At 61.1% G+C, this 22,299-nt stretch carries 24 protein-coding genes and 1 tRNA gene; 12 read left to right on the forward strand and 13 right to left on the reverse strand.

The features are described from left to right. Nucleotide 1: 1 nt before the first annotated feature. Nucleotides 2-181, reverse strand: coding sequence for a hypothetical protein (locus LUU92_RS07500; RefSeq protein ID WP_130898099.1), 180 nt, complete (start codon nt 179-181; stop codon nt 2-4). 25 nt (nt 182-206) lie between these two features. On the opposite strand from LUU92_RS07500, the gene LUU92_RS07505 reads away from it, so the two are divergent. Next, a complete protein-coding gene (locus tag LUU92_RS07505; protein ID WP_071488937.1) occupies nt 207-1,643 on the forward strand; it encodes a DegQ family serine endoprotease in 1,437 nt (478 codons plus the stop codon). A 65-nt stretch (nt 1,644-1,708) separates the two neighbouring features. On the opposite strand, the gene LUU92_RS07510 is transcribed toward LUU92_RS07505, so the two are convergent. After that, a complete protein-coding gene (locus LUU92_RS07510) occupies nt 1,709-3,142 on the reverse strand; it encodes a M48 family metalloprotease (protein ID WP_071488938.1) in 1,434 nt (477 codons plus the stop codon). 94 nt (nt 3,143-3,236) lie between these two features. Between LUU92_RS07510 and LUU92_RS07515 the strand changes: the two genes are divergently transcribed. Together LUU92_RS07515 and LUU92_RS07520 are read left to right on the forward strand one after the other, a co-directional pair. Next, nucleotides 3,237-3,476, forward strand: a complete 240-nt coding sequence (locus tag LUU92_RS07515; RefSeq protein ID WP_092247220.1) for a sulfurtransferase TusA family protein — start codon at nt 3,237-3,239, stop codon at nt 3,474-3,476. A 30-nt stretch (nt 3,477-3,506) separates the two neighbouring features. Further along, on the forward strand, nt 3,507-4,577 hold the full coding sequence (locus LUU92_RS07520) for an AI-2E family transporter (protein WP_071488940.1): 1,071 nt from the start codon (nt 3,507-3,509) through the stop codon (nt 4,575-4,577). Between the two features lie 40 nt (nt 4,578-4,617). Here LUU92_RS07520 and LUU92_RS07525 read toward each other — a convergent pair whose 3' ends face one another. Together LUU92_RS07525 and LUU92_RS07530 are read right to left on the reverse strand one after the other, a co-directional pair. Beyond that, nucleotides 4,618-5,091, reverse strand: a complete 474-nt coding sequence (locus tag LUU92_RS07525; RefSeq protein WP_071488941.1) for a peroxiredoxin — start codon at nt 5,089-5,091, stop codon at nt 4,618-4,620. Nucleotides 5,092-5,101: 10 nt separating this feature from the next. Further along, nucleotides 5,102-5,662, reverse strand: a complete 561-nt coding sequence (locus LUU92_RS07530; protein ID WP_003172487.1) for a glycine cleavage system transcriptional repressor — start codon at nt 5,660-5,662, stop codon at nt 5,102-5,104. A 273-nt stretch (nt 5,663-5,935) separates the two neighbouring features. Here LUU92_RS07530 and dapA point away from each other — a divergent pair, with 273 nt between their 5' ends. The 5 genes from dapA to LUU92_RS07555 all read left to right on the forward strand — a co-directional run bounded on the left by dapA (nt 5,936) and on the right by LUU92_RS07555 (nt 9,624). Continuing rightward, nucleotides 5,936-6,814 carry a 4-hydroxy-tetrahydrodipicolinate synthase gene (dapA, locus tag LUU92_RS07535; protein ID WP_071488942.1) on the forward strand — a complete coding sequence of 293 codons (879 nt, stop codon included), beginning with the start codon at nt 5,936-5,938 and terminating at the stop codon, nt 6,812-6,814. 17 nt (nt 6,815-6,831) lie between these two features. After that, nucleotides 6,832-7,947 (forward strand): NlpB/DapX family lipoprotein, encoded by a 1,116-nt coding sequence (gene bamC / locus LUU92_RS07540; RefSeq protein ID WP_058425138.1) that lies wholly within the window; start codon nt 6,832-6,834, stop codon nt 7,945-7,947. Nucleotides 7,948-7,951: 4 nt separating this feature from the next. After that, nucleotides 7,952-8,710 carry an MBL fold metallo-hydrolase gene (locus tag LUU92_RS07545; RefSeq protein ID WP_012722776.1) on the forward strand — a complete coding sequence of 253 codons (759 nt, stop codon included), beginning with the start codon at nt 7,952-7,954 and terminating at the stop codon, nt 8,708-8,710. Between the two features lie 27 nt (nt 8,711-8,737). Then, on the forward strand, nt 8,738-9,451 hold the full coding sequence (purC, locus tag LUU92_RS07550) for a phosphoribosylaminoimidazolesuccinocarboxamide synthase (RefSeq protein WP_010212191.1): 714 nt from the start codon (nt 8,738-8,740) through the stop codon (nt 9,449-9,451). Nucleotides 9,452-9,534: 83 nt separating this feature from the next. Continuing rightward, nucleotides 9,535-9,624: transfer RNA gene (locus LUU92_RS07555), tRNA-Ser, on the forward strand. Between the two features lie 424 nt (nt 9,625-10,048). Here LUU92_RS07555 and LUU92_RS07560 read toward each other — a convergent pair. The 7 genes from LUU92_RS07560 to LUU92_RS07590 form a co-directional block, all read right to left on the reverse strand. Then, a complete protein-coding gene (locus tag LUU92_RS07560; RefSeq protein ID WP_071488945.1) occupies nt 10,049-11,275 on the reverse strand; it encodes an MFS transporter in 1,227 nt (408 codons plus the stop codon). 435 nt (nt 11,276-11,710) lie between these two features. Then, the gene (locus LUU92_RS07565; RefSeq protein WP_071488946.1) at nt 11,711-13,630 is read right to left on the reverse strand and encodes a PAS domain-containing hybrid sensor histidine kinase/response regulator; all 1,920 of its coding nucleotides are present in this window, start codon (nt 13,628-13,630) and stop codon (nt 11,711-11,713) included. Beyond that, nucleotides 13,620-14,483, reverse strand: coding sequence for a sensor histidine kinase (locus LUU92_RS07570; RefSeq protein WP_071488947.1), 864 nt, complete (start codon nt 14,481-14,483; stop codon nt 13,620-13,622). The genes LUU92_RS07565 and LUU92_RS07570 overlap by 11 nt, the downstream gene beginning before the upstream one ends. After that, nucleotides 14,476-15,483: an ATP-binding protein gene (locus tag LUU92_RS07575; protein ID WP_083351550.1), complete on the reverse strand. Its 1,008-nt coding sequence runs from the start codon at nt 15,481-15,483 to the stop codon at nt 14,476-14,478. Before LUU92_RS07575 ends, LUU92_RS07570 begins: the two co-directional genes overlap by 8 nt. Further along, a complete protein-coding gene (locus LUU92_RS07580) occupies nt 15,474-15,878 on the reverse strand; it encodes an ATP-binding protein (RefSeq protein WP_071488948.1) in 405 nt (134 codons plus the stop codon). Before LUU92_RS07580 ends, LUU92_RS07575 begins: the two co-directional genes overlap by 10 nt. Beyond that, nucleotides 15,875-16,237, reverse strand: coding sequence for an STAS domain-containing protein (locus LUU92_RS07585; protein ID WP_017254285.1), 363 nt, complete (start codon nt 16,235-16,237; stop codon nt 15,875-15,877). Before LUU92_RS07585 ends, LUU92_RS07580 begins: the two co-directional genes overlap by 4 nt. Nucleotides 16,238-16,239: 2 nt before the next feature. After that, complete coding sequence (locus LUU92_RS07590) at nt 16,240-17,091, reverse strand: STAS domain-containing protein (RefSeq protein ID WP_257103369.1); 852 nt, start codon at nt 17,089-17,091, stop codon at nt 16,240-16,242. Between the two features lie 246 nt (nt 17,092-17,337). Here LUU92_RS07590 and LUU92_RS07595 point away from each other — a divergent pair, with 246 nt between their 5' ends. Further along, entirely contained in the window at nt 17,338-18,240 is a 903-nt protein-coding gene (locus LUU92_RS07595; protein WP_071489105.1) for a LysR family transcriptional regulator, read from the forward strand. Here LUU92_RS07595 and LUU92_RS07600 read toward each other — a convergent pair. Together LUU92_RS07600 and LUU92_RS07605 are read right to left on the reverse strand one after the other, a co-directional pair. Further along, complete coding sequence (locus LUU92_RS07600; protein WP_092247250.1) at nt 18,232-18,990, reverse strand: substrate-binding domain-containing protein; 759 nt, start codon at nt 18,988-18,990, stop codon at nt 18,232-18,234. The two genes, LUU92_RS07595 and LUU92_RS07600, sit on opposite strands and share 9 nt — an antisense overlap. After that, a complete protein-coding gene (locus LUU92_RS07605) occupies nt 18,987-20,294 on the reverse strand; it encodes an MFS transporter (protein WP_071488951.1) in 1,308 nt (435 codons plus the stop codon). The genes LUU92_RS07600 and LUU92_RS07605 overlap by 4 nt, the downstream gene beginning before the upstream one ends. 197 nt (nt 20,295-20,491) lie before the next feature. On the opposite strand from LUU92_RS07605, the gene LUU92_RS07610 reads away from it, so the two are divergent. The 3 genes from LUU92_RS07610 (at nt 20,492) to LUU92_RS07620 (ending at nt 22,291) form a co-directional block, all read left to right on the forward strand. Beyond that, entirely contained in the window at nt 20,492-20,635 is a 144-nt protein-coding gene (locus LUU92_RS07610) for a hypothetical protein (RefSeq protein WP_165447906.1), read from the forward strand. 148 nt (nt 20,636-20,783) lie between these two features. Further along, complete coding sequence (locus LUU92_RS07615) at nt 20,784-21,506, forward strand: GntR family transcriptional regulator (RefSeq protein ID WP_058425125.1); 723 nt, start codon at nt 20,784-20,786, stop codon at nt 21,504-21,506. Beyond that, nucleotides 21,503-22,291, forward strand: a complete 789-nt coding sequence (locus LUU92_RS07620; protein WP_071488952.1) for an SDR family oxidoreductase — start codon at nt 21,503-21,505, stop codon at nt 22,289-22,291. Before LUU92_RS07615 ends, LUU92_RS07620 begins: the two co-directional genes overlap by 4 nt. The last annotated feature ends 8 nt before the right edge of the window (nt 22,292-22,299 follow it).

Here is a 22,299-nt window from a genome sequence, read left to right on the forward strand (position 1 = left end):
TTCACTGTATTCCCATGCCAGGTTGGCTGCCGAGAGCATGAAATGTCTGGATCAGCATTTTCACTTGCAAAAATCCCCCATGTTTTTTATAGGTCAGGGCTTGTCGGCTCTGGCCTTGTTTTGTTCGCGGAACAAAGATGTCGGTCGCGGTTTCCGGCGTTTCTTGAACCCTGTCGCTCAACCCTGCTCGTCGTAACGGGAGCTGTATGTCGATACCACGTTTGAAGTCTTACCTATCCATAGTCGCCACGGTGTTGGTGCTGGGTCAGGCCCTGCCTGCGCAAGCAGTCGAGCTGCCTGACTTCACCCAATTGGTCGAGCAAGCCTCACCTGCCGTGGTGAACATCAGTACCACGCAGAAACTGCCGGATCGCAAAGTCTCCAACCAGCAGATGCCGGACCTGGAAGGCCTGCCGCCGATGCTGCGCGAGTTCTTCGAGCGCGGCATGCCGCAACAGCGCGCACCCCGTGGTGGCGGTGGTCAGCGCGAGGCCCAGTCCCTGGGCTCGGGTTTCATTATTTCGCCGGACGGCTACATCCTTACCAACAACCACGTGATTGCCGACGCTGACGAGATTCTCGTGCGCCTGGCCGATCGCAGTGAGCTGAAAGCCAAGCTCGTCGGTACCGACCCACGTTCCGACGTGGCCTTGCTGAAGATCGACGGCAAGGACCTGCCTGTGCTCAAGCTGGGCAAATCCCAGGACCTGAAAGCCGGCCAGTGGGTGGTCGCCATCGGTTCGCCGTTTGGTTTTGACCATACCGTGACCCAAGGCATCGTCAGCGCCATCGGCCGCAGCCTGCCGAACGAAAACTACGTACCGTTCATCCAGACCGACGTGCCGATCAACCCGGGTAACTCTGGTGGTCCGCTGTTCAACCTGGCGGGCGAAGTGGTCGGCATCAACTCGCAGATCTACACCCGTTCCGGTGGCTTCATGGGGGTGTCGTTCGCGATCCCGATCGACGTGGCCATGGACGTTTCCAACCAACTGAAAAGCGGTGGCAAGGTCAGCCGCGGTTGGTTGGGCGTAGTGATCCAGGAAGTGAATAAAGACCTGGCTGAGTCCTTCGGCCTCGACAAGCCGGCCGGCGCACTGGTTGCACAGATCCAGGACGACGGCCCTGCTGCCAAAGGCGGCCTGCAAGTTGGCGACGTGATCCTGAGCATGAACGGCCAGCCAATCGTCATGTCGGCCGACCTGCCGCACCTCGTAGGTGCGCTCAAGGCGGGCAGCAAAGCCAAGCTGGAAGTGATCCGCGAAGGCAAGCGCCAGACTGTTGAGCTGACCGTGGGCGCAATCCCTGAAGAAGGCGCCACCCTGGATGCTCTGGGCAATACCAAGCCGGGCGCCGAGCGCAGCAGCAACCGCCTGGGCATCGCCGTGGCCGAGCTGACCGCTGAGCAGAAAAAGAGCTTTGACCTCAAGAGCGGTGTTGTGATCAAGGAAGTGCAGGATGGCCCGGCGTCTCTGATCGGCCTACAGCCGGGTGACGTCATCACCCACCTGAACAACCAGGCGATCGAGACCACCAAGCAGTTCACCGACATCGCCAAGGCGTTGCCGAAGAACCGCTCGGTGTCGATGCGTGTGTTGCGTCAGGGCCGCGCCAGCTTCATTACCTTCAAACTGGCTGAGTAAGTCGGTAATAACAAAAAGCCCCGCCTTCGTTTAACGAAGGCGGGGCTTTTTTGTGCCTGATCGGTTTAGCTCATCATCCCTTTGACCAGGCGTTCCTGTTCGATCAACTCACGCTGGCGTGCATCGATGCGCGACGACAGCGGGAAGTTGCTGCCGGCGCGACGCTTGGCAAAATCCAATTGCTGGATGGCCTGCTGGAAATCACCCACCAGCGCAAAGTACTCGGCGCGGGCCTGATGCAAACCGATGATGTTGCCCGACAAACCGCGTGTCTCAGCGACCTGGTACCACACGTCCGGGTCATCCGGGCGAGACTTGAGCAAACCGTCCAGTGCCTTTTCTGCATCCGCCGTGCGGTTCTGCTTGAGCAGCAGGTCCACGCGCACCTGATTCAACGGATAGTTACCTGGGTACTGGGTGAGCATCCGATCCGTGCGTTGCTGGGCATCCGGCAGGCGGCTGTTGTCGATGTCCAGCTGGATCTGCGCCAGGTTGTAGGTGATGTCGTTGGGCGCCTTGGCCAGCAGCGGCGCGAGGTTTTCCCGAGCCTGCTTGAATTGGGAGCCTTTGATCTGGGCGATAGCCAAGCCGTAGCGCGCCACATCGTTCTTCGGGTTTTCGTCCAGCTGCGCCTGGAAGCGCTTGGCGGCGAGGCCAGGGGTGTCTTCGTATTGCAATTGCACCCGCGCGCGGATGAGCTGATAACGCAGGCTGTCTTCCTTGCCGCCAGGCTTGGATTGCTCGGCGCGGTTGCGGGTGTCGGCGATCCGCGATTCGGTGACCGGGTGCGTCAACAGGAACTCCGGCGGTTTGGCGTCGAAGCGGTACTGGCGCATCAGGCGTTCGAACATGGTCGGCATGGAGCGCGGGTCATATCCGGCTTTTTCCAGGTTGAGGATGCCGATACGGTCTGCCTCTTGTTCGTTCTGGCGAGAGAACCGACGTTGTTCCTGGATCGCCGCGGCCTGGGTGCCGGCAATCGCGGCAATACCTGCATCGCCTGCACCCGCCGCAGCAGCAATGATGCCGCCGAGCAGGGCGGCCATCATCGGAATCTGCATGCGCTGTTGCGCTTCAACGCCACGGGCGAAGTGGCGTTGGGACAAATGCGCCAGTTCGTGAGCCAGTACCGAGGCATATTCCCCTTCGGTCTGGGCGTTGAGGAACAGGCCGCCGTTGACCCCGACGATGCCACCCGGTGCGGCAAAAGCGTTCAGTTGCGGGCTGTTGATCAGGATGAATTCCAGCCGCCGGTCATTGACCTGGCTGGTCTCCACCAGCTTGTACACGCTGGTTTCGACGTAGTCCTTGAGCTGCGGGTCGTTGAGTTGCGAGACCTGGCCCCGCAGGTAGGCCAGCCACGCGCGGCCCAGTTGGTATTCCTGTTGTGGCGAGACAATGGCAGAACTGGCGTCGCCAAGTGACGGCAGGTCGTCGGCGAAGCCTGGGGAGGCCAGCAGGCAAGCCAGCGTCAGCAGGGTGGGGCGCAAAAAAGTCATGCACAGAGCCTTTCGACAAAGAGCTTACTGTAGCCGGACACTGAGCTTCGGACCAGATATTCTAAGCACTCTCAACGCTTGCCCGGAGTAAACCATGACCAACGCTGTAGCCTTTGATGCCGAACTCGATGCCAGCGGCCTCAATTGCCCGCTGCCTTTGCTCAAGGCCAAGCTGGAACTCAACCGTCTGAGCAGTGGCGCCGTGCTCAAGGTGATCGCTACGGACGCCGGCTCCCAGCGTGATTTCCGTACGTTTGCCAAGCTGGCCGGCCACACGCTGTTGCATGAAGAAGACGCCGCCGGTGTGTACCGTTACTGGTTGCGCAAGGCCTGAATCGTTTGCCCTATCACCCGAGGTTGATTGATGTTCAAAGTGTTACGAGACTGGATCCAGCGCTACTTCTCCGATGAGGAGGCGGTGGTGCTGGCGGTCCTGCTGTTTCTGGCCTTTACGGCCGTACTCACCTTGGGCGGCATGCTGGCGCCGGTATTGGCGGGGATGGTGCTGGCTTACCTGATGCAGGGCCTGGTCACTACGCTGGAGCGCCTGCACCTGCCAGGTGGGGCGGCGGTAGGGCTGGTGTTTGCCTTGTTCATGAGCTTGTTGGTGCTGTTTATCGTGGTGGTATTGCCGTTGCTATGGCATCAGTTGATCACCCTGTTCAATGAACTGCCCGGCATGCTCGCCAAGTGGCAGTCGCTGTTGCTGTTGTTGCCGGAGCGCTACCCGCATTTGGTGTCGGACGAACAGGTGCTGCAAGCCATCGAAGTGGCGCGCGGCGAGATCGGAAAGTTCGGGCAATGGGCGCTGACCTTTTCCCTGTCCAGCCTGCCGCTGCTGGTCAACATCATGATCTACCTGGTGCTGGTGCCGATCCTGGTGTTCTTCTTCCTCAAGGACCGCGCCATGATCGGTCGCTGGGTGCGAGGCTACCTGCCGCGCGAGCGCGCGCTGATCACCCGGGTGGCGGAGGAAATGAACCGGCAGATCGCCAACTACATTCGCGGCAAGGTCATCGAGATCATTATCTGCGGGGGCGTGACTTACATCGCCTTCATCGCCCTGGACCTGAACTACGCAGCCTTGTTGGCCTTGCTGGTGGGGGTTTCGGTGGTGGTGCCCTACGTTGGCGCCGTGGTGGTGACGGTGCCAGTGACCTTGATCGCCTTGTTCCAGTGGGGCTGGAGCGACCAGTTCATCTACCTGATGGCGGTTTACGGGATCATCCAGACCCTGGATGGCAATGTGCTGGTGCCGCTGTTGTTCTCAGAGGCAGTCAACCTGCACCCGGTGGCGATCATCTGCGCGGTGCTGTTGTTCGGTGGGTTATGGGGATTCTGGGGCGTGTTTTTTGCGATCCCGCTGGCAACGCTGTTCAAGGCGGTGCTGGACGCGTGGCCGCGGCAGGAGCCTGTCGTGGCGCCGCTTCTGTAGTGAGCGGGACAAGCCCGCTCATACAACAGTCTGCTGCGTCTCAGGCTTTGTTCAAGGCCTGCGCCGCCGCCAGCACGGCATCCACATGCCCCGGCACCTTCACACCACGCCATTCCTGGCGCAGCACGCCATCCTTGTCGATCAGGAAGGTGCTGCGATCCACGCCGAGGTATTCCTTGCCGTACAGCTTCTTCAACTTGATCACATCAAACAGCTGGCAAACCGCTTCATCCTTGTCACTGATCAGCTCGAAGGGAAACTCCTGCTTGCCCTTGAAGTTCTCGTGGGACTTCACGCTGTCACGCGACACACCAAACACCTCGGTGTTGGCCGCCTTGAACGCTGCGTACTGATCACGAAAGCCCTGGCCTTCGGTGGTGCAGCCCGGCGTGCTGTCCTTCGGGTAGAAGTAGATCACCACTTGCCTGCCCTTGAGGGCGGCGAGGCTGAAGGTCTGACCACTGGTGGCCTGGGCTTCGAAATCGGCTACGGGTTTGTCGATGACTACCGCCATGAAAACTTCCTTACATTGGGTTCTGTGGGCGCCATGGCTCGATCAAGGCATCGAGGTTCAAGGCATCGGCGAAATCCAGGAACTGGTCGCGCAACCAGCTGATCTGCACGCCGGCCGGCAGGGTCACGGTAAACGTGGCGTTCAGCATGGTGCCGCCGGTTTGCGGGGCCTGGTAGGTGTCGCAGGTCAGGTTTTCCAGCTCAACGTTGTGGTCGATGAAGAACTGGCACAGCTCATTGACGATGTCCGAGCGGTAGGCGGAGCTGACGTAAGCCACATACGGCAGGGCCTGGGGACGATTCTCCAGGGCTGCGCTGCGCACCACGTTGACGGTGAAGTCATGCTTCTTGGCCAGGCCTGGCAGGCCGGTCTCCAGGCGCGCCAGGGCATCCCAGGTGCCGGAGATCTGCAGGACCAGCGCGCTGCACTCGCCGTGGCGGGTCAGGCGGGAGGTCACGACGGCGCAGCGGTTTTCATGGCTGGCGCGGCACAGGACGTTGGTCAGCTCCATGGGGTTGGCGCCGAGGGCACTGATAACAAGGAATTGTTCGCGAACTGTGGGGGTGGACATGCAGCCTTCCTAAAACGATGAGCGGTCGATACCGTGTGGGCTGTATCGATCAAAGGATGAAGGGTAGCGAAAACCGTCGCCAAGGGATAGGAGGTGGCGTTTTCATTGCGTGATCGGTCCGATTTCATCGTGCTTCAGGGCATGCTTTCGCCCAATGATGGCATTGCCCGTCGTTTAGTTGCGCCAGAACGCATCCTCAGGCGGTACTTCGCTTGTGCAAGCATCTTGGCGCCAGTACCATTACGGCTCTCTTTTTCCGGCAGGAGCGGTTGCATGATTGCGGGCAGTATGGTGGCACTGGTCACACCCATGGATGCACAAGGTCATCTCGACTGGGACAGCCTGGGCAAACTGGTGGACTTCCACCTGCAAGAAGGCACCAATGCCATCGTGGCGGTCGGCACCACCGGTGAATCGGCCACCCTCGACGTGGAAGAACATATCCAGGTCATCGAATTCGTGGTCAAGCGTGTTGCCGGCCGTATTGCCGTGATCGCCGGTACGGGCGCCAACTCGACGCGTGAAGCCATCGAGCTGACCAAAAACGCCAAGAAGGCCGGCGCCGACGCCTGCCTGCTGGTGACCCCGTACTACAACAAGCCGACCCAGGAAGGCCTGTACCAGCATTTCCGCACCATTGCCGAAGCGGTCGACATCCCGCAGATCCTCTATAACGTACCGGGTCGTACCGCGTGCGACATGAAGGCCGAGACCGTGATCCGCCTGTCCACCGTGCCGAACATCATCGGTATCAAGGAAGCCACCGGTGACCTGCAGCGCGCCAAGGACATCCTGGCCGGCGTGAGCAGCGATTTCCTGGTGTATTCCGGTGACGACGCCACCGCTGTCGAGCTGATCCTGCTGGGCGGCAAGGGCAACATCTCCGTGACCGCCAACGTGGCCCCCCGTGCCATGAGCGAAATGTGTGCCGCCGCCATTGCAGGCGACGCCGTGACCGCCCGCGCGATCCACGAGAAGCTGATGCCGCTCAACAAGACACTGTTTATCGAATCCAACCCTATTCCCGTGAAATGGGCACTGACTGAAATGGGCATGATGCCGGACGGTATCCGTCTGCCGCTCACCCGTCTCAGCGAAGCCTGTCACGAACCGCTGCGACAGGCCCTGCGCCAGTCCGGCGTCCTGGTTTAATTGAGGAAGCACTACGCATGAAGCGATTGGCCGGACTTTCCGCACTTGCCTTGATTATCTCCAGCACCAGTGGCTGCGGTTGGATCTGGGGCCCGGAAGGCTACTTCCGTGACCGCGGCAGCGATTACCTGGAAGCACAACCCACCAAACCGATGGAATTGCCGCCGGGCGTCAACGTCGCCAAGCGCCTTGACCCGTTGCTGCCGATCCCGCGCAACGTCGCCGACGACACCACCAAGGGTGAGTACGTGGTGCCGCGTCCACAGCCGATCTCGGCGGTGGCGGATGCCAGCGACTACAGTCTGCAGAAGAGCGGCGACTCGCGCTGGATCGTTGCACAACGCCCACCTGCCGAAGTCTGGCCGGTGGCCGTGCAGTTCTTCCAGGACAACGGTTTCCGCCTGGACGAGCAGCGCCCGCAGACCGGTGAGTTCACCACCGCATGGCAGCAGGGCAGCGAGCTGTCCGCCACCATGGCCAAGCGCTTGCAGGCCGGTGGCGTAGCCGCTGACAGCGAAGCCCGCGTGCGTGTGCGCATCGAACCAGGCGTACAGCGCAATACCAGTGAAGTCTACGTGGTCAGCGCCGAGCGCCCGGCCGGCAGCACCGCCAACGTTGACTTCACCAACCGCTCGGTTAACACCGGCGTCGACTCGGCGCTGGTCGACGAGATGCTGGCCAGCATGAGCCGTATCTCCGAGAAGGGTGGTTCGGTTTCCCTGCTCGCTGCCCGTGATTACGACACCCCGAGCCGCGTCAGCCTCACCGAAGACGGCAGCGGCAACGTGGTGCTGAACCTGGGTGAAGACCTCGACCGTGCCTGGGCCAGTGTTGGCCGCGCGTTGGAGCAGGGCCCTTGGCGCGTTGAAGACATCAACCGCAGCCTGGGCCTGTACTACATCAACGTGGCGGAAAAGGCCGAGCGTAAAGACGACGAGCCTGGTTTCTTCGGCAAACTGTTCGGCAGCAAGCCGACCAAGGAAGAGATCGAGACCCGCGCCGAGCGTTACCAGGTTCGTTTGAGCAAGGTGGGCGACAGCGTGCAGGTCACCGTCGAGAAGAACATCAATACCGTTGCGCCAGCTGAAACAGCGCGCAAAGTGTTGGGCGTGATTCAGGACAACCTGGGCTGATCCGATGCGTTTTGCCGTTCTCGGCAGCGGTAGCCAAGGGAACGGCACGCTGGTCGCACATGACGACACGTATGTGCTGGTGGATTGTGGTTTCTCGTTAAAAGAAACCGAGCGGCGCCTGCTGCGCCTGGGGGTTCACCCCGCGCAGCTGAGCGCGATTCTGGTAACCCACGAACATGCCGACCACGTGCATGGCGTGGGTTTGCTGTCTCGGCGCTACAATCTCCCGGTGTACCTCAGTCGCGGCACCTTGCGCGGGATGCGCAAACCCATTGAACCCGCAGGTTTCCTGGCCGGTGGCGAGCAGTTGCAAATCGGCGCCTTGAGCATCGATGTGATTGCCGTGGCGCATGATGCCCAGGAGCCGACGCAGTATGTCTTCAGTGACGGTGAGCGGCGCTTCGGCGTACTGACCGACCTGGGCTCCTACTGCGCCAAGGTGCTGGACGGCTACCGGAACCTCGATGCCTTGATGATCGAGTCCAACCATTGCCGAGACCTGCTGGCCCGTGGTCATTACCCCTACTTCCTCAAGCAGCGGGTGGGCGGCGAACTGGGACATTTGAACAACCACCAGGCGGCGTACCTGGTGTATGAGTTGGGCTGGCAAGACTTGCAACACCTGGTCCTGGCCCACCTGAGCAGCAAGAACAACCTGCCGCAGCTGGCCCGGCAATGTTTTGTCGACACCCTCGGGTGCGACCCGGACTGGCTGCAACTGGCCGATCAAGATTCAGGGCTCGACTGGCGACACATCGCCTAGCCCACCATTTAGCAAGCGGAGCCCATCATGGAAAAACGTGAAGAACTCTACCGCGGCAAAGCCAAGTCGGTGTACAAGACCGACGACGCCAACCGCCTGATCCTGCTGTTTCGCAACGACACCTCGGCGTTCGACGGCAAACGCATCGAACAACTTGATCGCAAAGGCATGGTGAACAACAAGTTCAACGCCTTCATCATGCAGAAGCTCGAAGCGGCCGGCATCCCGACCCAATTCGACAAACTGCTGGGCGACAACGAGTGCCTGGTCAAGAAGCTCGACATGATCCCGGTTGAATGCGTCGTGCGTAACTACGCCGCCGGCAGCCTGGTCAAGCGCCTCGGCGTGGAAGAGGGCCTCAAGCTCAACCCGTACACCTTCGAACTGTTCCTGAAGGACGACGCCAAGGGTGACCCGTTCATCAACGAATCCCACGTCGTGGCATTCGGCTGGGGTACCGCTGAGCAACTGGCGCGCATGAAGGAGCTGTCCCTCAAGGTCAACGACGTGCTGAGCAAGCTGTTCGACGACGCCGGCCTGCTGCTGGTGGACTTCAAGCTCGAGTTCGGCGTGTTCCACGACGGCTCCATCGTCCTGGGCGACGAATTCAGTCCGGACGGCTGCCGCCTGTGGGACAAGGACACCAAGAAGAAGATGGACAAAGACCGCTTCCGCCAGGGCCTCGGTGACGTGATCGAAGCCTACGAAGAAGTCGCCAATCGTCTCGGCGTACCGCTTTAATCGACGCAAGCATCTGATAGCACGGAAAAAAATCGCTTCGGCGCTTTGCATCCACGAATCATGCTGTTATGATGCGCGCCGTTGGAGAGATGCCAGAGTGGCCGAATGGGACGGATTCGAAATCCGTTGTACCTTCACCGGTACCTAGGGTTCGAATCCCTATCTCTCCGCCATTACATAGAAAAAGCCCCGTAGCCGAATAAGCTACGGGGTTTTTTCGTTTTGGAATGTAATCGTTCCTTCTCTGTGGCCAGCAAGCCTTCAAGCTTGACCCTACTTCTTACCCTTGGGCTTTGACGGCGGCTTTTTATCCGTCTCCTTCACCGTCTCCCTAGGCCTCTTCTTTGCCTCAGCCTCTGTCACGTACTCCCCTGTGACCGCGTCACGATATCTAGCTGGCATATAACCTCCTTGGCAGTCTGTCGCCACGGCAGCGACTTTTTCAGGCTAGCCCAGGGGCCTGGGGGCACAAGATTCATTGTGCGAATTCTCATTACCAGGCTTTTCCATCGCTGTGACGGGCGTTGCGACACTTTGAAAATAAAAAAGCCTGCTGGGCTTAAGGCTCAGCAGGCTTTTTGGGTGGGCACTCTTCGCTCAGGCGGGTTGGGCCGCCAGGCTATTGCTTACATTCCGCCCCAGCACCAGCACAGTCATAAAACCGACGCCGACCAGGGCCGTGGCCAGGCTCAACAACACCGAGCTGCCCATCTGGTCGACGATCCGCCCGCCAAAGAACGAACCCAGGGCAATGATCACTTGAAACAAGGCGACGAACAGCGGCATGCCGCGTTCGACATCCTTGGGCGCGACCACGAACATCCAGATACTTGCACAGGCCGGGAAGGCGCCGAAGGCAAAGCCCCACAGGCCGATCAGCATCGCTGCGCCGGTCATGCCGGTGGCGAAGTAAGGGAAAAGGGCGGTGCTGGTGCCGATCATCAGTGCAACCAGCATCAAGGTGTGGCGTACGCTGCGGTTGGCAGCAAAACCGGCAAAAATATTACCGAATACCCCAGCCACGCCAAAGAGCAGCAACAGTGAACCAATCGTTGGGCCGTCGAAACCGGAGCTGTATTTAAAGAACGGTGCGACATAGGTGTACGCAGCAAAGTGCGCCAGGCCGATCAGCAATACCGCGATCAACCCGACCCGAGCCCGTGGGTTGATGAACAAGGCGGGCAGGTCACGAACGAGAATGGCTTTCTCCGGGTCCAGCCGGGGCAGCAGGAGGACCTGCGCCAACAGCACCGGTATGCCCACCAGCGCGGTGACCAGGAACGTCATGCGCCAGCCCATCAGGCCACTGAGCCAAGTGCCGACGGGCACGCCCAGTACGGTGGCCAGGGTCACGCCCATCATGATGATCGAGGTCGCCTTGGCGACGTCCACACCCTTGGGTGCCAGGCGGCCGCTGAGGGCGATGGCCGTCGCCCAGAAACCGCCGATACTGATGCCCAGCAAGACGCGGCCGAACAGCAGCAGGCTGAAGTCACTGGCGAACGCCACGACCATGTTGGCGATGATCATGATCAGCGTCAGGCCGATCAGCAGGTAGCGGCGGTCCATGGCGCCAATGATCACCGACAGCAATGGGGCGGCGAGGGCGGCCATGATGCCGGGCAGGGTCACCATCAGGCCGGCGTGGCCGGCACTGATGCCGAGGTCGGCAGCGACGTCGTTGAGCACGCCCACCGGGAGAAACTCACTGGTGACCAGGGCGAAGGCACCGACGGCGACCGAGAGAATCGCCAGCCACTGCTGTTTGACGCTCTGTTGATTATGTTCGGGGAGGCCGCTGGGGGCCTGGCTGGCACTTGGCATGGTGTTGGGTTCCAGGGTGAACGACGCCTGCAGTCAGGCGAGGGGGAGGGGATCTGGAGGCGATTATAGGAATCAGTGTTGAAAATCGGGCAGGCGCTCGTTTCGATAGTAATCATCAGTGCTATCGATGCGACGCTCTGGCGCGCACTGCATGACGAGGCAGCAGTCCGTGCGCAGGTGGGGCGTTGGTCGTACGGGGGAGGAAAGAGTGAAAGGCGTGCCGCGAACGCGGTTCATGGCACGCCGTAGGCTGCACTAATGCGTACTGGGTTCTTCCTCAACGCGAATGTTGAATGCCTCCAGCACACCGTCGCTTCTTCTTCTCAGCTCGTAGGTCACGGTTTGCCCTTCGTGTTCCAACACCCGATCCCTGCCGCCTTCCGCCAGCAGACAGGTCCCCGCCCTGTAGGTGTCCCGGTCTATCGGCGCCTAGCCCTACTCCCCTACGCCCTGCCTGATCTTTTCCAGCAGCTCATCGATATGAAAGGGCTTGGTGATCAGGTGCATGCGTTCGCCCAGGAAGTTCTGGCGGTTGGCCGCATTCTCGGCGTAGCCGGTCATGAACAGGATCGGCAGGTTGGGGTTCAGGGCTCGCGCGTGGTCGGCCAGCTCCCGGCCAGTCATGTACGGCAAGCCGACATCCGTCAGCAGCAGGTCGATGCCCGCATTGGCTTTCAGGATGACGATGGCTTCGTCACCATCGGCCGCCAGGCTGCAGCGGTAGCCGGCATCCGTCAGTACCTCGGCGACAAAACTGCGGACCGAGGGCATGTCTTCAACAATCAGTATGTGTTCGCCCATGCTGTTGCCCGGCACCGCCACGGTTTTGGTGGCAAAGGTGGCGGGGCCGTCGGCGGCGGGGAGCATGAGGGTCACCTCGGTGCCCTGGCGGGTCACGCTGCGGATCTGCGCATCACCGCCGGACTGGCGGGCAAAGCCATAGATGGTCGACAGACCCAGGCCGGTGCCCTGGCCGACGGGTTTGGTGGTGAAGAAGGGGTCGAACACCTTGTCGATCACGCTGTGCTCGATGCCCACACCGTTGTCCCGTACCGACAGTGCAACGTACGGGCCATCTTCCAGCTTGAGGTTGCCGTTGGAGTACGACGGGTAAGTCGTCACCCAGATAATCCCGCCTTGGGGCAGTGCATCCCGCGCGTTGATCACCAGGTTCAGTACCGCACTTTCCAGTTGGATCGGGTCCACCATCGCCACGGCGGGGTTGGTGGTCAGCTCCAGTTTCAGGGCAATGTGTTCGCCGATGGTGCGCACCAGCAACTCTTCCAGGGAGCGGATATGCGCGTTGATATCGGTCGGCCGGGTGTCCAGCGGCTGCTGGCGGGCGAAGGCGAGCAGACGGTTGGTCAGGCCGGCGGCGCTCAGGGCTGAACTGAGCGCCGCGTCGGCATAACCGAGTACCTTGTCGGTGCGCTGGCTTTCGATACGCTTCTTGATCAGTTCCAGGCTGGTGATGATGCCCGTCAGCAGGTTGTTGAAGTCGTGGGCGATACCGCCGGTGAGCTTGCCCAAGGCATCCATTTTCTGGGCCTGGAGCAGTTGCGCTTCCGTACGTGCCAACTGGGTGGCGGCGTTGGCCAGCTCGGCCTGTTGGTGGCGTTCACGATGGCGGTGTTCGGTTACGTCCTCGACAAACACCAGGCTCAGCTCGGCGCGGTCATAGGGCGAAATCTGCCATTCGGTTTCGCGCAGTTGCCCATCGACCTTCATCTGCAGCGTGCCCTTCCAGCGTTCACCCGCCGCGAGGCGCAGGCACAGCTCCTGGATGACGCTGTATTGATCGCTGGCGAAGCATTCGAGCAGGGCGTCCGGGTTGAGGTTGTCGTGGATCAGTTGGGCGAAGGCGTGGTTGCACTCGTGAACCTTCAACTGCGCGTCCATCACCGCAATCGGTGCGCTGATATTGAAGAAGATTTCCCGGAAGCGCGCCTCGCTTTCGCGCAGTGCGTATTCGGTGTCGCGTACCCGCAGCAAGGTGCGCAGGGTCGCCAGGAGCACCTCGGGGTCTACCGGGTGGATCAGGTAGGCATCGGCGCCTGCGTCCAGGCCGGTGATGATGTCGCCGGTCTCGATGGACGCCGCCGAAACGTGCACCACCGGCAGCAAGGCTGTGGCCGGGTTGGCACGCAAACCACGCACGATGTCGAAGCCGCTCATGTCCGGCAGGTTGACGTCCAGGATCAGTGCGTCGATCTTGCCCCTCGCGATCAGGTCGAGCCCTTCCTGGCCCGTGCCGGCTTCCAGTACCAGGTAATGATGGCGCTCCAGGCGTCGGCGCAGGGCATAGCGCGTGGCAGCGTTGTCGTCGACGATCAGCAGTTGTATGTCACGTTTCATCGACGGTCTCGCTGGCGATGGAAAAGGGAATGACCACAAAAAACAGCGAGCCCACACCGGGTGTGCTTTCCACGCCCACCCGGCCACCGAGCAGTTCGGCGAAACGCTTGCACAAGGACAGGCCCAGGCCGGTGCCGCGCAGGCGCTTTTGCAACGGCGAATCGATCTGGGAAAAGTCTTCGAACAGATTGCTGTGCAATTCACCCGGTATACCCAGGCCGGTGTCCTGCACCGCAAAGCGTATCTCGTGTTCATTCTCCATGCGCGCCGACACCCGCACTTCGCCCTGCGCGGTGAACTTCAGCGCGTTGGAGATAAAGTTGCGCAGGATCTGCGCCAGTTTCTTGTCATCGGTGTAGAGCTTGGGCAAGCCGGAGGGCTCTTCGAAGATCAGGTCCACCGAGGACGCATCGACAATCGGCCGGAACATGCCGCGCAACGCCGAGAACAGGTCGAACATATCGAACCAGGCCGGGGAAATGCTGATACGTCCGGCCTCGATCTTCGCCAGGTCCAACAGGTCATCGACCATCTCGCGCAGTTCGCGGGCCGAGTTGCGAATGAAGCCGACCTGGGTGTGCTGTTCCTCGCTCAACGGGCCATCCAGCTCATCGGCCAGCAGGCTGGTGATGCTCAGGATCGAGCCCAGCGGCGTGCGGAACTCATGGCTCATGTAGGACAGGAAGCGGCTCTTGAGGTCCGACGCCTGGCGCAGTTGGTCGGCCTGGGTGTCCAGTTCGGCATACAGCGCCAGCACGCCCTGGTTGGTTTCGTCCAGCTCGGAACGCAGGGCGTCCGCCTCCAGGCGAAGACGTTGGATTTCAGCGGCGAGCGCGGCAGGGGTGTCAGCCATCAATGGCCTCCAGGGCAATCACGAAGACCGTGACGTCATCCCGGCCGCGACAGAAGTCACGGTGCAGGACGGCGGCGATCAGGGCAGGGTGGCGGTGGACGAGCCCGGGGTAGTCCGACAGGTTCCAGCGTGACTGCAGGCCGTCGCTGTAGAGGATCAGCAACTGGCCGCCCACTTGAGCGTAGTCGAAGGCATGTGCCTTGCGAAACTGCACGCCGACGATCCCTGGATGGGAGGCCAGGCCACGGGATTTTTCCGGCCCGATCAGGCTGGCGCCAATATTGCCCACGCCGGTAAACCTCAGGTTATCGGCCTCGGCATCGTATTGGGCCACGGCGAGGGCGCCACCGCGGGTGCCGTTCATGGCAATGTGCAGGTCGTTCATCAGCACCGTCGAATCCAGGAAGGCATTCTGGGCGAATACCCCTTCACCTGCCCGGGCGGCTTGCTCGGCATATTCGCCATGGCCCAGTCCATCGGCCACCATCACACTGAAACCACCGGCTTCGATTGCCAGGTGCCAGGCATCGCCGCAATGCGGATCATCATGCAGTGAGTGCTGGCTGACCCCGTAGCGAATGTCCTTTGCCACTGAGCCGCGTGGATACAGCCTGGCCAGAATCGCCGTTCCGCGTGGATTGGCGTAGGCATCGAATACCTGGGCCAGGCGCGAAATCGCACCCAGACCAATGCCTTGGGTGCCCCCGGTAGAGTAACCGTCCACCAGGCAGCTGTTCAGGTCGAAGCCTTGGCCACGGTCGATGGCGACCAGTTCGAGGCCACCATTACCGGTGGTGCGCAGGTGCAGTTGGCCATGTTCGGCATGCTTGAGGACATTGCTGGCCAGTTCGGTGGCCACCAGGGCTACGCGCCCGGCATCGGTGTCGTCGAAGCCCAACTGCTCGGCGAGTTGCTGCGCCGTGCGGCGGGCGTGGCCGACCTGGCTGGTGTCTTCAATCAGCAGCACATGGGTCAAGGCACTGGGAATGTTCAGGCCCATCGGGTGATCGTCACGCGGGTGCCCTGGCCTGGCGCGGTCTCCAGTTCAAATTCATCCACCAGGCGCTTGGCCCCGGTGAGCCCCAGGCCCAGGCCGCTGCCGGAGGTCCAGCCGTCGGTCATTGCCAGTTTCAGGTCGGGAATGCCCGGGCCTTCATCGCGAAAGGTCAGGCGCAGGCCGGGGCGGTGGTCTTTTTCGACCACCGCCCAGTCCATGTAGCCACCCTTGCCATAGACCACTGTGTTGCGCGCCAACTCGCTGACCGCCGTGACCAGCTTGGTCAGGTCGATCAGGCGCATGCCGCAGTCCTGGGCCAGTTTGCGTACGAGTTGTCGAGCCAGCACGACGTCCTGTTCGATCAGCACCGGGTGGGTGCCATTGCTGGCTTGGGTCATGAGTGTTCTACCCGGTCGCGCAGCAGTTTCATGCCGCGCTCGACATTCAACGCCGTCGCCACGCCAGGCAGGGTCATGCCCAGTTCCACCAGCGTAATGGCTACGGCGGGCTGCATGCCTACCAAGACGGTCTGCGCGTCCATGATGCGCGACAGGCCGGAAATCGTGCCGATCATGCGTCCGATGAACGAGTCGACCATGTCCAGCGCCGAGATATCGATCAGCACACCGCGGGCGGAGGTACGGCTGATGCGTTCGGACAGGTCGTCCTGCAGGGTCAGCGCGAGTTGGTCGTGCATGTCCACCTGGATGGTCACGAGCAGGAACTCGCCCATCTGCAAAATAGGGATGCGTTCCATGCTTAAACGGCCTTGGTGACGGTGACGCCTAAGCGTTTGAGGGAGAGTGCCAGCGCATCGGCCAGGTTGGCCTTGGTGACCACGCCTTGCAGGTCGAGACCCAGGTGTACGATGGTCTGCGCGATTTGCGGGCGTACGCCACTGATGATGCAGTCGGCACCCATCAAGCGGATGGCCGTGACGGTTTTGAGCAGGTGCTGGGCGACCAGGGTGTCGACGGTCGGTACGCCGGTAATGTCGATGATCGCGATTTCCGCGCCGGTGTCGACGATGCGTTGCAGCAGCGACTCCATCACCACCTGGGTGCGTTGCGAATCCAGGGTGCCGATCATCGGCAGGGCCAGGACGCCTTCCCACAACTTCACCACCGGCGTGGACAGCTCCAGCAACTCTTCCTGTTGGCGCTTGATCACCGACTCGCGGGATTTCTGGAAGGTGCGGATGGTGTGCATGCCCAGGGCGTCGAGCAGCTCGGAGACTGTCAGCAGTTGTTCGGCCAATTGTGCCGGCTGGTCGGCATATTCACGCTGCAACAGCGTGAACAGCGGGCCCTTGAGGGCAAAAATGAAGCTGGCAGTCTGCTGGGAGTCCTGGCCGGCGAGGGCGCGGCTGTGGGAGAGCTTTTCCAGGAATTGGCGGGTTTGTGCCCAGTTTTCATGATCGATTTGCTGCGAACCGCCATTTTGCAGGGCTTCAGTCAGCAGAGCCAGGAACTCGGCGGTCTGTGTTTGCACGTCGTCAGGCTTGATATTGCGCGTGGCCCCCGAGGCTTCGAGACTGGCTTTCCATTGATCAAGGAGAGAGCTGCGATTAGCTTGCAGGGCCTGGATTGTGTTCGTTTGCAGAGTTGCCACGGTAACCTCCTTGAATGCCATTGATGCGGTGCGCGCAATCTATACTAAATTGAGCTGTTTGGAATTGTTTCAAGCGGATTCGTTCAGGGGTGCCGTCACATTAAAAAGTGCCCTGGGGGACTATAGTTTGGGCCTCCTGTTTGGCCAGTGACGCGGGTCATTTAACGGCCTGCCGGTCACCCACATATGGCGACGCTGCGACTCGCGTACGATAATGCCCGCCACTTCGACCACATTGGCCCTCCCGTGATCATCAACTTCGACCTCAATGACCTCCAGGCCTTCCGCGCCGTGGTAGACAAGGGCAGTTTCCGTGGCGCCGCCGAGGCCATCCGCATCTCGCAACCGGCCCTCAGCCGGCGCATCGAAAAGCTCGAAACCGCCCTTGATGTGAAGCTGTTCGAACGCACCACCCGGCGGGTCAGCCTGACCATGGTTGGCCGTACGTTTTTGCCACAAGTCGAACGCATGCTTGACGACCTCGACGTGGCGCTGATGGGCATCAGCAACGTCGCGTCCACGCGCATGGGCAATGTCACTGTCGCCTGCGTGCCGTCCACCGCGTACTACTTCATGCCCCACGTGATCTCTGAATTCCGCAAGCTGTACCCGAAGATCCGCTTGCGGGTGCTGGATACCAGTGCCGGCGAGGTGTGCAGTGCGGTGGAGAGTGGCGAAGCGGATTTCGGCTTGAGTTTCAGCGGCAGCCTGGCCGAGGAAGTGGAATTCGAACTGTTGTTGCAGGAGCGCTACGTGCTGGCCTGTCGCCGCGATCACCCGCTGGCCCAGCGCGACAGCGTGAGCTGGGCCGAAGCCTGCGAACATGATTACATCACCCTGGACAAGACCTCCGGCAATCGCCTCCTGCTTGACCAGGCCTTGCGCGGCATACGGGTGAAAAAGCCGAGTGTCTGCGAGACGCACCACGTGACTACCATGATCGGCCTGGTGGAGGCGGGATTGGGCGTGGCGATGGTGCCATCGATTGCGATGCCGGCCCTGGAGCACACGGTCCTGGTCAGCGTGCCCCTGGTGGAGCCGCAGGTGATGCGCAACGTGGGCTTGATAAAACGCCGCGGGCGGACATTGCCGCCAGCGGCGCTGGAGTTGGAGCGGTTATTGCGGGAGATGCCGTTTCGCTCAGCGTGACACCGAGTCCAGGCCGGTGGATTGCACCACCGGTTGCGCCTGGGGTGAGGCCAGGAATTGCAACAACGCCTTGGCCTGCTCCGGGTGTTGCGCGTTGACTGGAATGCCGGCGGCAAAGCGCGTCACCGATTGCACATCTTCCGGGATCTTGCCGACGAAGGTCACACCTGGCACCGGCAACAATTCCGCCACCTGTTGCAGGCCGACTTCGTAGTCACCCTTGGCCACCTGTTCGGCCACCGGCTGGCGTTCGATCATGGTGCCTTTGGCGGGCATGCCGAGCTTCTTGAACAACTCTTTCTCGACGTATACACCGCTGGCGCTGTCCGAATAGGCGACCGACTTGGCTTTGCTCAGGGTGGCTTTCAATTCGGCATCGGTGCCGATGGCCGGTTTGACGGCGCCGGCTTTTACCACCAGGCCGATGCGCGAGTCTGCCAGTTCCACGCGGGAGGCCGGGTCGACCTTGCCCTGCTTGATCAAATCATCCAGGGCGTAGCCGACCATGATCACCACGTCAGCGGGTTCGCCTCGGGCCAGGCGGTTGGGAATCGCTTCCGGTGCCTTGCCCATCGACGGGCCGAGGATAGTGTCGAGGGTATCGCCGCTTTGCTTGGCATATTGCGGGCCAAGCAGTTTATAGGCGGCAGTGAAGCCACCCGATGTCATTACCTTCAACTGCTCGGCCTGGGCCGACAATGCCAGTGCGCCCAGGGCCAGGGCCGTCAGGGTCTTGAGCAGAGCCTTCATTGTGCGGCCCCCTGCATCACTTGCCCACGGGCGTTGGCACGACGATACAGCGCGAGGGTCGAGCACAGCGCGCATGCTGCGGCGAACATCATCCAGTAGGCCGGCGAGGCCTTGTCTTCGGTGATGTGGATGAACCAGGTGGAGATCGCCGGGGTGAAACCGCCGAAGATCGCGGTGGCCAGGCTATAGGCCAGGGAGAAGCCCGCCACGCGCACTTCCACCGGCATGATTTCGGTGAGGGCCGGGATCATCGCGCCGTTGTACATGCCATAGAGGAAGGAGAACCACAGCAGGGTTTCCAGCATATGGGCGAAGCTTGGCGCGTTCACCACGTAGGACAGCGCTGGGTAAGCCGTGAGAACGGTCAGTACGGTCATCGCGATCAGCACAGGCTTGCGACCGAAACGATCGCTCAAGGTGCCGCCGATCGGCAGCCAGACAAAGTTCGAAACGGCTACCAGCAAGGTCACCAGCAGCGCATCGGACGTGCTCAATTGCAGCACGGTCTTGCCGAAAGTCGGCGCATACACGGTGATCAGGTAGAACGCGGTAGTGGTCATGGCCACCATCAGCATGCCGCCGATGACCACGGTCCAGTTTTTCACCAGGGTCGCCATCACTTCACGCATGGTCGGGCGATGTTTGCGGTTGGCGAACTCTTCGGTTTCCTGCAGGTTGCGGCGCAGGATGAAAATGAACGGGATGATCACACAGCCGAGGGCGAACGGAATGCGCCAGCCCCAATCGGCCACCACGGCCGGCTCCATCCACACGTTCAGGCCATAACCCAGTGCGGCGGCGACCACGATGGAGATCTGCTGGCTGCCGGATTGCCAGCTGGTGTAGAAGCCTTTGCGGCCTGGCGTGGCCATTTCGGACAGGTACACCGACACACCGCCCAGTTCCGCACCGGCCGAGAAGCCTTGCAGTAAACGACCGAGCAGCACCAGCAGCGGTGCCCACAAGCCAATGGTGTGATAACCGGGCACCAGCACGATCAGCAGGGTGCCGCTGGCCATGATCGACAAGGTCACGATCAGCCCTTTGCGGCGACCGACGTCATCGATATAGGCACCCAAGATGACCGCGCCCAAAGGACGCATCAGAAACCCTGCGCCGAATACGGCGAAGGTCATCATTAATGACGCAAACTCATTAGCGGCAGGGAAGAAGGCGGCAGCGATGTAGGTGGCGTAGAAACCGAACAGAAAAAAGTCGAACTGTTCGAGGAAGTTGCCCGAAGTAACGCGAAATACCGCCCCCACTTTCGAACGGGTAGAGTCGGGCCGGGTAGGGCTAGTCATGGTTTTATGTCTCCAGCGTTCTTTTTGAATGTGCTTGTTTCGCTTAAGACCTGGAATAGTGGCTGACACATTTAGAAATGTTAAGTGACAATTTTGGATAGATTGATGTTCATTGGCTATCAATCGGTAATGCAGTCGGAAATGCGTTCGCTGTCTATCCTGAAGATGTGACCAATTCTTACGGATAGAAGGTGGCAATGACGGATCAACAGAAACGGCGGGACGAGCCGGAACGTGAGCAGCCCCAGCGGCGGGAGGAAGAAAAACCGCAGACCTGGAAACATCCCGATGATGGCACCGAGCTTTCAGAGCGGGATCAGGAGCGTCCGCTAAAACCCTGATATCAGGTTAAATGCGCTGCAAATGTGGGAGTGGACAAGCCAACTCCCACATTTGTATGTGCAACTCCCAAAATCGGGAAACTATTTGACATATTTGATTTGTGATCACATATTGAGGCCATAAGAACGACAACACAGGTTTTGCCTCATGACAGATGGTCCGCTCCTCCTGCCCACCCTGCGCCAGGTGTCCCGCGATACCTTGCAAGACCAGGTCTACCGCCAGATCCGCGAAGCGCTGATGAGTGGCCGTTTCCAGCCTGGCCAGAAACTCACCATCCGCGGCCTTGCCGAAGCCCTCGGTTCCAGCCCGATGCCGGTGCGCGAAGCCCTGCAACGCCTCAGTGCCGAAAACGCCTTTGAAGTCACCGAGACCTCTCGTCTGCGCGTGCGCTTGATGACGGTCGAACGCCTGCGTGAAATTCGTGATGCACGGGTCGCCCTCGAAGGGCTGCTGGCGGAAAAAGCCGTGCTGCGCCTGCAAAAGGCCGACCTCGACGAAATCACCGACCTCTGCCAGCAAATGCAGCACGCCGCCGACGAAGTCGACGTGTCGCGCTACCTGTGGACCAACTTTGCGTTTCACCGGCGCATCTACGCCGTGGCCCAGGCCGAGTTGACCATGGCCGCCGTGGAAAACTTCTGGCTGCACATGGGCCCGTGTTTTGCGCTGGTCGCCCCGGATAAAGCTCACCTGCAACGCTCGATGGAGGCGCACACGCGCATTGTCGAAGCCCTGGCGGCCCGCGATGGCGCCGGTGCACGCGCAGCGGTGACCGATGACATCATGCAGGCCGCCGATTCCCTCGCGCGCCTGCTCGTCAAGAACGACCGTTCGCGGTCGTCTGCTTCAGGAGGTAAACGTGCATGAGTGTCTTACAGCGGCTGCAGCCCTATCCTGGGTTACGTGTGTTGATTTCCGGCGGGGCTGCCGGCATTGGTGAAGTGCTGGCGGCGGCGTATCTGGAAGCCGGTGCCCAGGTGCATGTGTGTGACGTCAGCGAGCCGGCCCTGGCCGCGTTTCGCGACAAGTACCCGGGCACCGTCGCCACCCGCGCCGACGTCAGCGATGCCGTGCAGATCGAGGCGGTATTCAAGGTGCAGCGCGAGCACTTCGGCGGTCTCGATGTGCTGGTCAACAACGCCGGGATCGCCGGGCCTACCGGCGGCATCGATGCGATCAGCGACGCCGAGTGGCAGGCCACCATCAACATCAATCTCACCGCGCAATACCGCTTTGCCCACCATGCGGTGCCGATGCTCAAGGCGTCGTCCCACGGCCACCTGCTGCATATCGCCTCGGTGGCGGGGCGCCTGGGCTACGCGTGGCGCACGCCGTACGCGGCGACCAAATGGGCGATTGTCGGCCTGATGAAATCCCTGGCCTCGGAGCTGGGCGAGAGCGATATCCGCGTCAACGCCTTGCTGCCCGGCATTGTCGAAGGCCCGCGCATGGACGGCGTGATCCGTGCCCGTGCCGAGCAGGTCGGCGTGCCCGAAGCCGAGATGCGCCAGGAATACCTCAACAAAATTTCCCTCAAACGCATGGTCACCGCCGAAGACGTGGCCGCCATGGCGTTGTTCCTCTGTTCGCCCGCCGCACGCAACGTGACCGGCCAGGCGATCAGCGTCGACGGTAACGTCGAGTACCTGTAAGCCACGCA

The organism is Pseudomonas extremorientalis, from assembly GCF_024584605.1.
Classification (GTDB): domain Bacteria; phylum Pseudomonadota; class Gammaproteobacteria; order Pseudomonadales; family Pseudomonadaceae; genus Aquipseudomonas; species Aquipseudomonas extremorientalis.